The organism is Nonomuraea sp. NPDC049695 (assembly GCF_040674955.1).
GTDB classification, from domain to species: domain Bacteria; phylum Actinomycetota; class Actinomycetes; order Streptosporangiales; family Streptosporangiaceae; genus Nonomuraea; species Nonomuraea helvata.
The window spans coordinates 1-13635 of the sequence record NZ_JBFANV010000035.1 but is presented as its reverse complement, the minus strand read 5'-3'; the positions used below and the strand labels follow the sequence as shown (position 1 = coordinate 13635).

Sequence of the window (13635 nt, the reverse complement as noted above, 5' to 3'; positions counted from 1 at the left end):
GGGGCCGGTCCAGTGCCACACCACCCGGTTCCGCCTGTGCGCTCCCTTGCCAAGGTCCTCGATGTTCCCAACGCGGCTGACCGCGATAGGCTCCCCGAATCGGCCAGCCGGCTTGTTGGCCATCGATCAGCGGGTGCGGGCGGACCCGAACATGTGCTTCCCGGCCGAGGCTCGCAGTGGTGGTCGGCCCACATGGCCGCTGGGCCGCGCAGCGTGCGCCGGCGTCGCAGGAAGGAAGACGTGCGGCAAAAGTTCAGGGTGCCGCCCCAGGGATTCGAACCCTGAACCTCCGCCTCCTGAGGGCGGCGCCTCTTGCCGTTGGGCTAGAGCGGCTGGGCCCCGGGCTTGGCTGGCGTGGGCCGGCCCGGGGCGTGGGCCGGGTCCGGCCGAGGGGCGCCAATCCCGTCGGCCAGGCCGTGGCCCGCGGCCCTTTCCCTTCAGGGCCGCCGTCCGAGTGGCAGGATTCGAACCTGCGGTGCTCCTGCTCCCAAGGCAGGCGGGCTGACCAAACTGCCCCACACTCGGTCGTCAAAAAATAAGCCGCCCCGGGGAATCCGAGACGGCTCTCCGAAACAATTCGAGGATTATCCGGAAAGCCTCTGCGACGGCTCGGGGAGGGCCAGGTGCGTGCTCACTTCGCCGCCTTTCTTCGTGCTGCTGGACAATGTCCACGGTAAAGGCTTGATCGGCCCCGCGCCACGTATTTAATGGCGCAGGCGGGATTCCGGGGTGTCCACGCGGAAGCGGGGCAGCGAGTCCGGGTAGTTGTCCCTGACGTAGTTGACCAGGAACTCGCGTACGTCGCACTTGAGGTCCCATGCGGACGGCGAGTCCGCGGCGCTCATCAGGGCGCGCAGTTCCACCAGTCCGTTCGTGAGCACGTCGGTGACCTGGAGCGTCCAGTCCTTCTGGTCCCACAGCGGGTTGCCCTGCAGGAACTCGTAGAGCGCGTCCCGCAGTTTCGGGACCGGCACCGACCAGTCCACGCGCAGGAGGACGACGGCGAGGACCCGGCTGCCGTGCCGGGTCCAGTTCTCGAACGGGTTCTGCGTGAAGTAGGACACCGGCAGGACCAGGCGGCGCTCGTCCCACAGGCGCACGACGACGTACGTGAGCGTCAGCTCCTCGATCCTGCCCCATTCGTCCTCCACCACGACCACGTCGTCGAGCCGGAGCGCGTCGCTGAAGGCGAGCTGGAGGCCGGCCAGGGCGTTGCCGATGGTCGGCTGGGCGGCGATGCCGACGATGGCGCCCGCGATACCCGCCGAGGCCAGGATGCCCGCTCCGAGCGCGCGGACCTGGGGGAAGGAGAAGAGCATGGCGCCGATCGCGATCACGATGATGACCGCGGCGGCGATGCGGCGGACCAGCGCGATCTGCGTCCTGATCCGCCGCGCCCTGCGGTTGCGCTCCCCTTCGACCAGCACGAGCCGCTCGAGTACGACGTCCGTCAGGGCGTACGAGACCTGCACGATCAGCCAGGTGACCGCGCCGATCGTCGCCAGGCCGAGCGCCCGCTGCACCGTCGCCGCGACGCCCGGCTCCCCCGGGCCGGAGCCGAACATCCCCGGCTCGAAGACGAGGTTGCAGGCCACGACGACCGCCACCGCGAACGCCGGCCACGTGCAGTGCTCCACCAGGTGCCGGGCGAGCGACCATTTGCGCCCGACCCTGTTCAGCGCCCTCCGCACCAGCTCAACCAGGAGGATCGATCCGATCACCGAGATTACGAGAATCGGCCAGTCCGCCGGAGACTGCACGCCTATGCCCCCAATGTCTAGAAAGTCTCGTCAAAGGTCACATTGCCCTCAACTGCCACTTGATACGCAGAGACCCGACGTTCGAAGAAGTTCGCCAGCTCCTGGACGTCCTGCAACTCCATGAACGCGAACGGGTTCGCCGAGCCGTACCTCTTGGGCAGTCCCAGCCGGACCAGCCGCTGATCGGCGACGTATTCGAGGTACTGGCGCATCTGCCCGACCCCCATGCCGGGCATGCCGTCCCCGCACAGGTCCTCGGCGAAGGCCAGCTCGGCCGCCACGGCCTCCTCCAGCATGAGGGTAACCTGTTTGGCCAAATCATCGCCAAAGAGCTCCGGTTCCTCCGCCCGCACGGTGTCCACCACGCTGAAGGCGAACTCCATGTGCATGGACTCGTCGCGGAAGACCCAGTTCGTCCCGGTGGCCAGGCCTCCGAGCAGCCCACGGGAGCGGAACCAGTACACGTACGCGAAGGCGCCGTAGAAGAACAGGCCCTCGATGCAGGCGGCGAAGCAGATCAGGTTCAGGAGGAAGCGCCGGCGGTCGTCCCGGCTCTCCAGGCGCTGCAACTCGTTGATCGAGTCGATCCACTTGAAGCAGAATTCCGCCTTGTCGCGGATCGAGGGGATGTGGTCGATCGCGGCGAAGGCCTTCACCCGCTCGGCAGGATCCGGAAGGTACGTGTCCAGCAGGGTCAGGTAGAACTGGACGTGCACGGCCTCCTCGAACAGCTGCCTGCTGAGATAGAGACGCGCCTCGGGGGCGTTGACGTGCTGGTAGAGGTTGAGCACGAGGTTGTTGGCCACGATGGAGTCGCCGGTGGCGAAGAACGCGACCAGCCGGTTGATCAGGTGCCGCTCCTGGGGCGTCATCCTGGCCAGGTCGGCGAGGTCGGTGTGGAGGTCCACCTCCTCGACGGTCCACGTGTTGCGGATGGCCGCGCGATACCGTTCGTAGAAGTCGGGGTAGCGCATGGGCCGGAGCGTGAGGTCCATTCCCGGGTCGAGCAGCATGGCAGGTCTCCTTACTGGCAGGCCTCGCAGGTCTCCGGGTTCTCCAAGGAGCACACCGGAGCCGCGACGGTGGTCTGGGCGATGCGGGTGGCGGGGCGCGAGCGCAGGTAGTACGTGGTCTTCAGGCCCTGCTTCCAGGCGTAGGCGTACATCGACGAGAGCTTGCCGATGGTCGGGCTGGCCATGAAGAGGTTCAGGGACTGCGACTGGTCGATGTACGGCTGGCGCGCGGCGGCCAGGTCGATCAGCGCCTTCTGCGGCAGCTCCCAGGCCGTGCGGTAGAGCTGCTTGAGGTCATCCGGAATGCCGGAGACCTCCTGGACCGAGCCGTCGGCCCGCTTGATGGCGTCGCGCATCTCCTGCGTCCACAGCCCGCGCGCCTGCAGGTCGGCCACCAGATACCGGTTGACCTGCAGGAACTCCCCGGACAGGGTCTCGCGCTTGAACACGTTGGACACCTGCGGCTCGATGCACTCGTAGCAGCCGGCGATGGAGGCGATCGTGGCGGTCGGCGCGATGGCGATCATGAGCGAGTTGCGCAGGCCGGTCACCGCGACCTTCTCCCGCAGCGCCGCCCAGCGCGGCGAGGTCCCGGCGCCGTAGTGGTCCGGGTGCAGCACTCCCCCGGCCGCCCGCGTGTCGGCGTACGACGGGTGCCGGCCGCGCTCGGCCGCGAGGTCGGCCGAGGTGTCGTACGCGGCCAGCGCGATCTCCTCCGCTATCCGCGTGGACAGCTCCAGGGCGCGCGGCGAGTCGAACGGCAGCCGCAGCGCGAAGAACACGTCGGCCAGGCCCATCACGCCGAGCCCGATCGGCCGCCAGCGCCTGTTGGCCGCCTCGGCCTCGGAGGTGGGGTAGAAGCCCAGGTCGATGGTCCTGTCCAGGAAGCGCACGGCGGTGCGCACGGTGCCGCGCAGCCGCTCCCAGTCCATGTCACCACCGGCGAGATGGGCGGCGAGGTTGATCGAGCCGAGGTTGCAGACCGCGGTCTCCCCGTCGCTGGTGACCTCCAGGATCTCGGTGCACAGGTTCGACAGGTGGATGACGTTCTCGGGGCGGGCGGTCTGGTTGGAGGTGCGGTTGGCGGCGTCCTTGAACGTCATCCAGCCGTTGCCGGTCTGGGCGAGCGTGCGCATCATCCGGCCGTACAACGTCCTCGCCGGGATCTGCCGGACATATCGCCCCGCGGCCTCATAGGCGCGGTACGCCGCCGTGAACGCCTCCCCGTACAGGTCGGTCAGGTCGGGCACCTCCTTCGGGTCGAACAGCGACCAGACCTCGTCCGCCTCGACCCGGCGCATGAACTCGTCGGGCACCCAGTTGGCCAGGTTGAGGTTGTGGGTGCGGCGGGCGTCCTCGCCGGTGTTGTCGCGCAGCTCCAGGAACTCCTCGATGTCGGCGTGCCAGGTCTCGAGATAGACGCAGGCCGCGCCCTTGCGCCGCCCGCCCTGGTTGACCGCCGAGACGGAGGCGTCGAGCGTGCGCAGCCAGGGGACGATGCCGTTGGAGTGGCCATTCGTGCCCCGGATCAGCGAGCCGCGCGAGCGCACCCGGGTCCAGGAGATGCCGATGCCTCCCGCGTACTTGGACAGCCGGGCCACCTGCCCGTACCTGTCGTAGATCGCCTCCAGCTCGTCGCGCGGCGAGTCGAGCAGGAAGCACGACGACAGCTGCGGCCGGCGCGCGCCCGCGTTGAACAGCGTGGGCGAGCTGGGCAGGTACGACAGCGTGGACATGAGCGCGTAGAGCTCGGCGGCCTCCTCGACCGACTCCGACAGCCCGCAGGCCACGCGGAGGAAGAAGTGCTGCGGCCGCTCCAGCACCGCCCGCGTCTCGGGGTGGCGCAGCAGGTAACGGTCATAGACGGTGCGCAACCCGAAATACTCGAACCGGTCATCCGCCTCGGCGGCGACCAGCGCGTCCAGCTCCGCCGCGTGCGCGGCGACGAACTCCGCCAGCCCGTCCTGGATCAGCCCGGCTGCGTGGGTGGCGGCGATGGACTCGGAGAACGACCGCACCCCGTGCGTGGCCGCCTCGTCGGCGATCTCCTCGGCCAGCAGCCGGGCGGCGACCCGGGAGTTGGCCGGATCGGCGATGACCCGGGCGGCGGCCTCCTCGATGGCCAGCCGGCGGTCGATCCCGATGATCTGCGTCACGTGCTCTCTCCTCGCGAGCTCGTCCCCTGTGAGGGCACGCGAGAGCACGGCGGCAGGCAGCACCCGCCGCGGTTCGCTCCCCGGCCCTCCCTCGAGGCCATGGTCACTTCATGCCGGACGGGCAGCCCGGCACACCGCTGGCAGGTCTTCGGGCTCGCGGGCGCACCATCGTTTCCTACTGGCCGTCGCTTCCCAGATCACTCCAGTGCGTATGACGGCGGTCGTTCCCGCTCACCGCTGCGGGGCAGCCCCGGAATCGCACCGGGTTCCCTTTTGCTCCGCCTCCGTGGAGGCGAACCAGCGACGAGGAGGATCCTACATCTAGTAGCCGTTCCCGCAACTGACCCAGGATGTTGTGGCTCAGGGCTTGTCGAGCAGTCCGAGATCCCGCAGTACGGCGCGCGTGCGCTCGACCTCGGTGCTCAGCCAGAGCTCGAAGTCCTCGCCGCTCAGCGGGATCGAGATCCACCCTTCGGAACGGCAGGCCGCGTCCCAGGCCGGCGAGCCGGTGACGTCGTCGCACATGCGGATGGCCGCCTCGCGGGCCCCGTCCGGCATGGCCTCGGGGCCGAAGGCCGCCACCCAGTCCGCGAAGTCCACCCGTACGCCGGACTCCAGCAGCGTCGGAGCGTCCAGTTCCGGCACCCGCCTGGCCGAGGAGACGGCGAGCGCCCTGACCCGGCCCGCGCCGATGCCGGCGCGCCAGTCGGCGAGCAGGCCCGCGGCGGCCGTGGCCTTGCCGGACAGCAGCGCGGTGGCGGCCTCCTCGCTGCTGGGATACCCGGTGTAGTCCATCCGCCTGGTGTCCGCGCCGAGCCCCTTGGCGATGAGGCCGAACAGCAGGTGGTCGGGCTCGCCCTGCGGCCCGCCCACCAGCGGCGTCTGGCCCGGCTTGGCGGCCAGGTGGGCGCCGAAGTCCTCGAAGTCCCTGAAGCGGGATTTGCCGGACACGACCACGACTTCGACCTCGCCGCTGAGCCGCGCCAGCGGGGTCGTCGTGGTGAGCAGGGCCTGGCGGCCGTTCACCTCGGCGGCGGCCAGGGCCGGCAGGCCGCTCAGGGTGACCTTCGTGCCGGCGCCGATCTGGTACCCCGCCGCGCGGACCGCACCGGCGAACACCTGCCCGACGCGCGCCCACCGGCGCCCCTCCGGGTTGATCGAGAATCGGGCACGCAGGGCCGCCGCGCCTCCGGGGGCGCGCTCCGTACCGCAGCCGACCGCGCACACGGCCACGGCCAGCCCTCCTGCGAAGAACCGTCGACGGCGCATGTGCCTCTCCCCCGAGCAATCACTTACAGGGAGTTATTGGCAATTTACGCAGAGATACACATTTCTCTCAGAGTGGCTTCTTGCCGACTCCGGCCATGAGCGACGACGGGAGCGACCAGTCGCCGACCAGCTTGGGCCGGTCGGGACGCCAGTCGACAGCCTGTACGAGCCCCGGCGGCTCCAGCGGGAAGCCGCCGAAGAACGCGCGGATCTCGGCGGGCGCGCGGTCGGTGCCGGCACCCGGCTCCTCCGTGGAGGCGCCCCGGTATCGCCGCTCGTCCTCCAGGCGGCCCATCGACGTGGCATGGGTGATCACGAGGTGGCTGCCCGGCGCCAGCCTCTCGCGCAGGCGGGCCACCGCCCGCTGCGGCCCCGCCGAGTCCGGCAGGAAGTGCAGGATCGACACCAGCAGCACCCCGACCGGCCTGCGCAGATCCAGGAACGCGCCCGCCTTGGCCAGCACCGCGTCGGCGTCCAGGAGGTCCGCCTGAACGAAGGCGGCCCTGCTCGAACGTCCGAGCAGGGCCTTGGCGTGGGCGGCGACGACCGGATCGTGATCGACATAGACGACCCTGGCCTCCGGCGCCACCTCGTGCGCGCTGCCCTGGGTCGGCAGCCCGCTGCCCAGGTCGAGGAACTGGCGTACCCCGGCGGCGGCGACGTAGCGCACGGCACGCTGGAGGAACGCCCGGTTCGCGCGGGCCAGCGGGACCGCCGCCGGGATCAGCTCGGCGAGCTGCTCGATGGCCTGGCGGTCGACCGCGAAGTTGTCCTTCCCGCCGAGCATGTAGTCGTACATGCGTGCGAGATTGGGCGTCTCATGGTCGAACTGCCGCACGTATCGAATTTATGCCGTCCGCAGCGAGATAACGAGGTTTGAGGCCAAATTGGCCTCTTTATTCGACCGTGACACTCTTGGCTAGATTGCGCGGCTTGTCCACATCGCGGCCGAGCGCCACCGCGGCATGGTACGCGAGCAGCTGCAACGGGATCGTGAGCAGGATCGGGTCGAGCTCGATCTCGTTCTTGGGGATCACGATCACGTCGTCGGCCAGCTTGGCGTCGGGCTCGCGGTGGCCGACCATGACCACCTGGCCGCCGCGCGCGCGGATCTCGCCGAGCGTGGTGAGGTTCTTGTCGAGCAGCTCGTCGTCGGGGACGATCGCGACCGTCGGCATCTCGGGGCCGATCAGCGCGAGCGGCCCGTGCTTGAGCTCGCTGGCCGGGTACGCCTCGGCGTGCACGTACGAGATCTCCTTGAGCTTCTGCGCGCCTTCCCTGGCCACCGGGTAGCCGCGCACGCGGCCCACGAACATCATGCTCGGGTGCTTGGCGTACTTCTGCGCCAGCTCGGCGATCTTGTCGCCCTGCGCGAGGATCTCCTCGATCTGCCCCGGCAGCCGGCGCAGGCCCTCCACGATGCGCCGCCCGTCGGCGGGCGACAGGTCACGCACCCTGCCCAGGTGGAGCGCGAGCAGCGCGAACGCCACCGACGTCGAGGTGAACGCCTTGGTCGAGGCCACCGACACCTCGGGCCCCGCGTGCAGGTAGATGCCGCCGTCGACCTCGCGGGCGATGGCGCTGCCGACCGCGTTGACGATGCCGATGACGCGGCCGCCCTTGCGCTTGAGCTCCTGCACGGCGGCGAGCGTGTCGTACGTCTCCCCCGACTGGCTGATCGCGACGTAGAGCGTGTCGGGGTCGACGACCGGGTTGCGGTAGCGGAACTCGCTGGCGGGCTCGGCGTCGGCGGGGATCCTGGCCAGCTCCTCGATGAGCTGCGCGCCGATCTGCCCCGAGTAGTACGCCGACCCGCAGCCGATGATCTTCACCCGGCGGAAGGAGCGGGTCTCGCGGGCGTCCATGTTCAGGCCGCCGAGGTGGGCCACGTGGAAGCGCTCGTCGAGCCGGCCGCTCATCGTGCGGGTCATCGTCTCGGGCTGCTCGGAGATCTCCTTGAGCAGGTAGTGCTCGTAGCCGCCGGTGTCGTAGTGCCCGGCGTCCCAGTCGACGGTCAGCGGCTCCTTGGCCGTCTCGCGGGCGTCGCTGGCGAAGGTGTGGAAGCCGTCGGCCTTGAGCACGGCCAGCTCGCCGTCCTCCAGGTGGACGACCTGACGGGTGTAGCGGACGAGCGCGGCCACGTCGGACGCGGCGAACATCTCCTTCTCGCCGATGCCCAGCACGATCGGGCTGCCGTTGCGCGCCACGACCACCTCGCCGGGCCGGTCGCGGTCGATGACCGCGATGCCGTACGTGCCGACGATGCTCTTGAGCGTCTTCCTGACCGCCTCCTCGAGGGTGTCGTTCTCGTCGACGGCGCGGGCGATCAGGTGCGCGAGCACCTCGGTGTCGGTGTCGGAGGCGAACGCCACGCCGTCGGCCTGCAGCTTGGCGCGCAGCTCGCCGGCGTTCTCGATGATGCCGTTGTGCACGACGGCGATGCGCTCGTCGGCGGACAGGTGCGGATGCGCGTTCTCGTCGCTCGGCACGCCGTGCGTGGCCCACCGGGTGTGGCCGATGCCGAGGGTGCCCTTGAACCTCGCCGGCATCACCTTGGCCAGGTCGGCCACGCGGCCCTTGACCTTGCGCACCTTGAGCCCTCGGTTGGACACCACGACCCCGGCCGAGTCATAGCCTCGGTACTCCAGCCGCTGCATGCCCTCCAGCAGGATGGGTGCCGCCTCCCTCGGACCGACGTAGGCCACGATTCCGCACATAGAGGTCTCCTCTTTTATCCGTAAATGATCCTGCGCAGCTGCCGCAGGGACAGCTCGGGTGCCGCTACTCGGCGACCGCGTAAGTCGCGGGCGATCCTCGGGAAGATCTCGTCGTTGGTGTGACCGCGCGACTTCAGCTCTCCGTGACGGCGGCGGACGTACTCCTCGACGGACTCGGAGAAGTACGACAGCACGTCGGCGACCACGCGCGCGGCCTCGCCCGGACTCAAGGGGCTCGTCTCGGTGAGGTGGGCGATGAGATCTTCGTAGGGATGCCGTGCGGTGGACACAGAGGAGGACACTACGCATCTGGAACGAGACACGCCATCATCCTGCCCGAAATCGGGCAGGATTTAACTCCGGCAGCCCTCTAGAGGAGGCTGTCGCGGCCCCAACCTTTACCGAAGCGCCACCAGGCGAAGGCACCGGCGGCGAGGCCGAGCCCGACGAGGACGGCCGCCGGACCGGCCGTGCCCGCGACGTCGCCCCTGACGGCGGCCTGGAGCATGGTGGTCGCCCAGTACCCGGGCGAGATCGGCGCGATCGCCTGCGCCCAGGAGGGCATCATCGAGTACGGCACGAGCGCGCCGCCGAGCGCGCTGACCGACAGCGCCGCGATGTTGCAGAGCGTGCTCAGCTCACCCTGGCTGCGCACCACCCCGGCCAGCGCCGTGCCCACGCCGAGCAGCGCGAAGCACCACGCCGCCACGGCCAGTGCCAGCGGCCACACCGGCCCGGCGGGCCGCATGCCCACCGCGACGATTCCGTACGCGAGCAGCACGGACTGCTGCAGGACCAGCACGGCGAAGACCGGCAGGGCCTTGCCGAGCATGATCTCCGGTACGCCGGCCCTGGTGGCCTTGAGGCGGTCCCAGGTGTGCCAGGTGCGCTCGGCGAGGCTGGCCCCGGCCACGTCGGCCATCGACAGGACCGAGAACATGACCAGCAGGCCCGTGACGACCTGGACGGGCTCGCCCAGCATGGACTTGAAGACCAGCATGAGGACCATGGGCATGACCAGGTAGCTGACCAGGTGGGCGGGGTCGCGCCTGCGCAGCAGCACGTTGTGGGCGGCCAGCACGGCGATCCGGTGCAGGGCGTCACTCGGCATGGGCCGGCTCCTTGTAGAGGTCATGCGGCATCGGCCGGCTCCCGGTAGAGGTCACGCGGCATCGGCCGGCTCCCGGCAGAGGTCACGCGGCATGGGCCAGCTCCCGGTAGAGGTCGTCGAGCGACGGCTGGCGGATGTCGATGCCGCGCACCGGGCGGTCCAGGTCACGCAGCAGGGCGGCCAGGGTGGCGGTGGGATCGGTGGTGGAGACCGTGATCTCGTCGTCGTCCAGCGTGACGCGCACCTCGCCCGGCAGCCCCTTGAGCAGTTCGGCGCCCGTGCCCCGCGCGATGACCCGCCCGTCCCTCGCGACGGCGATCGTGGCCGCCAGCTCGGTGAGCTCGGGAAGGTAGTGGGTGCAGTAGACGACCGCCGCGCCGCCGTCCGCCCTGCGGCGCACCGCCGCCAGGAGCGCGGCGCGGGTCTCGGGGTCGGCGCCCACCGTGGGCTCGTCGAGGAGGAGGACGCCGGGGTCCGCCATGAGGGCGGTGGCGGCCTGCGTGCGGCGCTGCTGGCCGCCGGAGAGCACGCTCAGGCGCCGGTCGAGCACCCCGGTCAGCGCCATCTCCTCCGCCGTGACGTCGATGGCCCTGACCAGGGCCTGCCGCCGCAGCCCGGCGAGCCCGCCGAACAGCCGCAGCGTCTCCCGCACGGTGACGCTGGGGTAGAGGGCGAGCTGCTGGGGCGCCATCCCCACCTCGCCCCGCGCCACGACGCTCCCGGCGTCCGCCCGCACCAGGCCCGCGGCGATCTCGAAGAACGTCGTCTTGCCGGCGCCGTTGTGCCCGACCAGACCCGCGATCTCCCCCGGCTCCACCCGCAGGTCGAAGCCGTCCAGGGCGGTGACGTCGCCGTACCGCTTGACCAGCCCGTTCGCGTTCAGCATGACGCCTCCTTCGTAGTCTACGGCGTAGACTGCTCTACACCGTAGACTGTTCGCGTGCGGAAGCTCAAGACCTCCCGGCAGCCGGAAATCCTCGACGCGGCCCTCGCGATCGCCGACGAACGCGGCCTCGAAGCCCTGTCCATGCGGGCCGTCGCCGAGCGGGTCGGGGTGACCCCCATGGCCCTGTACGGCTATTTCCGGAACAAGGATGAGCTGCTCGACGGCCTGGTCGGCCGCCTGCTCGGCGAGCTCGTGCCCGACGACCCCGGACAGACGTGGCAGGAGCGCCTCGGCGCGATCGCGTGGGCGATCCGGCGCCTGGCCCGTGAGCACCCGGCGGTCTTCCCGCTCCTGCTGCTGCGCACCTCGGTGACGCCCGACGGGGTCAAGCTGGTCGACCTGGCCTATCAGGCGCTGCTCGACGCGGGGGTGCCGGAGGCCGACGTTCCCCGGGTCGAGCGGCTGATGAGCACGTTCGTGCTGGGCTTCGCGCTGTCCGAGGTGAGCGGGCGCTTCTCCCACGCCTCCAAAGACATCAGGCGCCGCCGGGGGACCGACATGCCCGCCCACCAGCGGCTGGCCGGCCACCTCACGCCCGATGACTGGGATGCCGAATTCGCTGATGATCTCGCTGATCTCATGCGTATCATCCGACCCGTCTGACACATCCCTTTCGGGGAATGGCTACGGTGAGTAGTTGCATCGTGACGTTCCCGAGGGGTGCTCATGCACATCCGGCTCACCGCCACCTTGATCGCCGGCACGCTCACCTCGCCTGCCGCCGTGCCCCCTGTCGTGTCCACGTCGGGACGGCAGGCCGACTTCGCCGCCGCCGCCCGGGAGTACGGCGTGCCGGAGAGCGTGCTGCTCGGCGTCTCGTACCTGGAGTCCCGCTGGGACACCAACGGCGGGTCGCCCAGTACGGCGGGCGGCTACGGGCCGATGCACCTGGTGGACGCGTCGCCCGCCACCCGCCCCCACGACCGGGCACTGTCGGCGCTGCGCATGGCCGACCCGCCCGCCTCGCTCCCCCAGGCCGGGCTCCTCATCGGCGCCGATCCCGCCACGCTGCGGCAGGACCCCGCCGCCAACATCAGGGCCGGCGCCGCCCTCCTCGCCTCCTACCAGGACCGCCCGAGCGCCGATCCCTCCGCCTGGTACGAGGCCGTCGCCCACTATTCGGGCGCCGTGGACGCGGCAGCGGCCCAGCAGTTCGCCGACGAGGTCTTCTCGGTGATGCGGGAGGGCGTGGAGCGCCGCACCGACGACGGCTTCCTGGTGCGGCTCGCCCCCGTACCGGCCCTGTCGTCCCCCGGCGAGCAAGCCGAGAACGCCGACGTGGAGTGCCCCGCCTCCCTCGCCTGCGAATGGATGCCCGCCGCGTACAGACGCTTCGGCAAGAAGAGCAACCGGGACTACGGCAACCACGACCACCTGAGCCGGACCAGGACCGTCGACTACATCGTCATCCACGACACCGAGGGCTCGTACAAGGGCATCCCGTCCATGATCAACGACCCGAAGTACGTGAGCTGGCACTACACGATCCGCTCCGGCGACGGGCATGTCGCCCAGCACGTGCCGACGAACGACATCGCCTGGCACGCGGGCAACTGGGACGTCAACACCCGTTCGATAGGGATCGAGCACGAGGGCCGCCTGGCTCAAGGGGGCACCTGGTACACGGAGGCGATGTACCGCTCGTCGGCCAAGCTGGTCAAATATCTGGCCGACAAGTACGACATCCCGCTCAACCGCGCCCACATCCTCGGCCACGACAACGTGCCCGGCCCCACCCCGAAGGCTGTTCCCGGCATGCACGGCGACCCCGGGCCGTACTGGGATTGGGCCCACTATTTCGACCTGATGGGCAAGCCACTCAAAGAAGCCAAGAACGGCGATTCCATCATGATCCGCCCGTCGTACGGCGAGAACCAGTCCCGCTTCACCGGCTGCGCCGGCGGCAAACCGGCCAAGGACTGCCCGAAGCACGGCGCCGCCACGGTCTGGCTGCACACGCAGCCGAGTGAGTCGTCTCCCCTGGTCAGCGACCCCGGCAAGCATCCGGGCACGCCCGGCACGTACAGCGTGTACGACCAGAGCGCCCGCGCCTCCACCGGCCAGCGCTACGCCGTGGCCGCCCGGCAGGGCGACTGGACGGCCATCTGGTATCTGGGCCAGAAGGCCTGGTTCCACAACCCGCCCTCGAACCCCACCGCCGTCCCCGCCAAGGGCCCTGTGGTCACGCCGCTCAAGGCCGGCACCAAGGTGTACGGCCGCGCGTACCCGGAGAAGTCCGCCTACAAGCTGGCGTCCTACCAGCCGCTGGCGCCGCTCCCGTACAAGATCGGGCCTGGTCAGCAGTACACGGTGGGTGGCACGATCACCGGCTCCTACTACGCCGCCGGCGCCTTCAGCCCGGCCAAACACGTCACCACCACCGGCGATCTCCGCTATTACCAGATCCAGCTCGGCCACCGGGTGATGTTCGTGATGGCCAAGGACGTCCGCCTGATCGAGTGAATTTGGCTCCGGGAGCCTCCTGCTGCGCACGGGCACTCCGGGAAGGCGATATGGTTTTCCCGTAGCCCGGCGCACGTCGCCCGGGGTTCACGCGGAAGTGGCTCAGTGGTAGAGCATCACCTTGCCAAGGTGAGGGTCGCGGGTTCGAATCCCGTCTTCCGCTCGGAGCAAGACTCCTGGTGGAGTGGCCGAGAGGCGAG

11 protein-coding genes, 3 tRNA genes and 1 riboswitch are annotated in these 13635 nt (G+C 69.9%); of the genes, 3 read left to right on the top strand and 11 right to left on the bottom strand.

Going from position 1 to position 13635, the window contains the following annotated elements:
• Nucleotides 1-259: 259 nt before the first annotated feature.
• The 11 genes from AB0J64_RS27820 to AB0J64_RS27770 all read right to left on the bottom strand — a co-directional run bounded on the left by AB0J64_RS27820 (nucleotide 260) and on the right by AB0J64_RS27770 (nucleotide 10912).
• Nucleotides 260-333, bottom strand: a tRNA-Leu gene (locus tag AB0J64_RS27820).
• Nucleotides 334-449: 116 nt separating this feature from the next.
• Nucleotides 450-525, bottom strand: a tRNA-Pro gene (locus AB0J64_RS27815).
• 179 nt (nucleotides 526-704) lie between these two features.
• Nucleotides 705-1721 carry a mechanosensitive ion channel domain-containing protein gene (locus tag AB0J64_RS27810; protein ID WP_364032714.1) on the bottom strand — a complete coding sequence of 339 codons (1017 nt, stop codon included), beginning with the start codon at nucleotides 1719-1721 and terminating at the stop codon, nucleotides 705-707.
• Nucleotides 1722-1777: 56 nt separating this feature from the next.
• A complete protein-coding gene (locus AB0J64_RS27805; RefSeq protein ID WP_364032711.1) occupies nucleotides 1778-2773 on the bottom strand; it encodes a ribonucleotide-diphosphate reductase subunit beta in 996 nt (331 codons plus the stop codon).
• Between the two features lie 11 nt (nucleotides 2774-2784).
• On the bottom strand, nucleotides 2785-4929 hold the full coding sequence (locus AB0J64_RS27800; protein ID WP_364032708.1) for a ribonucleoside-diphosphate reductase subunit alpha: 2145 nt from the start codon (nucleotides 4927-4929) through the stop codon (nucleotides 2785-2787).
• 121 nt (nucleotides 4930-5050) lie between these two features.
• Nucleotides 5051-5246, bottom strand: a riboswitch (cobalamin riboswitch).
• Between the two features lie 43 nt (nucleotides 5247-5289).
• The gene (locus AB0J64_RS27795) at nucleotides 5290-6198 is read right to left on the bottom strand and encodes a tripartite tricarboxylate transporter substrate-binding protein (RefSeq protein WP_364032705.1); all 909 of its coding nucleotides are present in this window, start codon (nucleotides 6196-6198) and stop codon (nucleotides 5290-5292) included.
• 67 nt (nucleotides 6199-6265) lie between these two features.
• Complete coding sequence (locus AB0J64_RS27790; protein WP_364032702.1) at nucleotides 6266-7036, bottom strand: SAM-dependent methyltransferase; 771 nt, start codon at nucleotides 7034-7036, stop codon at nucleotides 6266-6268.
• Between the two features lie 58 nt (nucleotides 7037-7094).
• A complete protein-coding gene (gene glmS, locus AB0J64_RS27785; protein WP_364032699.1) occupies nucleotides 7095-8915 on the bottom strand; it encodes a glutamine--fructose-6-phosphate transaminase (isomerizing) in 1821 nt (606 codons plus the stop codon).
• A gap of 14 nt (nucleotides 8916-8929) precedes the next feature.
• Nucleotides 8930-9205: a hypothetical protein gene (locus tag AB0J64_RS27780; protein WP_364032696.1), complete on the bottom strand. Its 276-nt coding sequence runs from the start codon at nucleotides 9203-9205 to the stop codon at nucleotides 8930-8932.
• Between the two features lie 80 nt (nucleotides 9206-9285).
• Nucleotides 9286-10026 (bottom strand): ABC transporter permease, encoded by a 741-nt coding sequence (locus AB0J64_RS27775; protein ID WP_364032693.1) that lies wholly within the window; start codon nucleotides 10024-10026, stop codon nucleotides 9286-9288.
• 82 nt (nucleotides 10027-10108) lie between these two features.
• Nucleotides 10109-10912, bottom strand: coding sequence for an ABC transporter ATP-binding protein (locus AB0J64_RS27770; protein WP_364032690.1), 804 nt, complete (start codon nucleotides 10910-10912; stop codon nucleotides 10109-10111).
• A 54-nt stretch (nucleotides 10913-10966) separates the two neighbouring features.
• Here AB0J64_RS27770 and AB0J64_RS27765 point away from each other — a divergent pair, with 54 nt between their 5' ends.
• From AB0J64_RS27765 to AB0J64_RS27755, 3 genes are all read left to right on the top strand, one after another.
• Complete coding sequence (locus AB0J64_RS27765) at nucleotides 10967-11575, top strand: TetR/AcrR family transcriptional regulator (RefSeq protein ID WP_364032687.1); 609 nt, start codon at nucleotides 10967-10969, stop codon at nucleotides 11573-11575.
• 63 nt (nucleotides 11576-11638) lie between these two features.
• The gene (locus tag AB0J64_RS27760; protein WP_364032684.1) at nucleotides 11639-13435 is read left to right on the top strand and encodes an N-acetylmuramoyl-L-alanine amidase; all 1797 of its coding nucleotides are present in this window, start codon (nucleotides 11639-11641) and stop codon (nucleotides 13433-13435) included.
• 91 nt (nucleotides 13436-13526) lie between these two features.
• Nucleotides 13527-13598, top strand: a tRNA-Gly gene (locus AB0J64_RS27755).
• The last annotated feature ends 37 nt before the right edge of the window (nucleotides 13599-13635 follow it).

Excerpts from the sequence above, each read along its gene's own strand:
- AB0J64_RS27805 (WP_364032711.1), bottom strand. The coding sequence starts at position 2,773 with ATGCTGCTCGACCCGGGAATGGACCTCACGCTCCGGCCCATGCGCTAC.
- glmS (WP_364032699.1), bottom strand. The coding sequence starts at position 8,915 with ATGTGCGGAATCGTGGCCTACGTCGGTCCGAGGGAGGCGGCACCCATC.
- AB0J64_RS27775 (WP_364032693.1), bottom strand. The coding sequence starts at position 10,026 with ATGCCGAGTGACGCCCTGCACCGGATCGCCGTGCTGGCCGCCCACAAC.
- AB0J64_RS27770 (WP_364032690.1), bottom strand. The coding sequence starts at position 10,912 with ATGCTGAACGCGAACGGGCTGGTCAAGCGGTACGGCGACGTCACCGCC.
- AB0J64_RS27795 (WP_364032705.1), bottom strand. The coding sequence starts at position 6,198 with ATGCGCCGTCGACGGTTCTTCGCAGGAGGGCTGGCCGTGGCCGTGTGC.
- AB0J64_RS27760 (WP_364032684.1), top strand. The coding sequence starts at position 11,639 with ATGCACATCCGGCTCACCGCCACCTTGATCGCCGGCACGCTCACCTCG.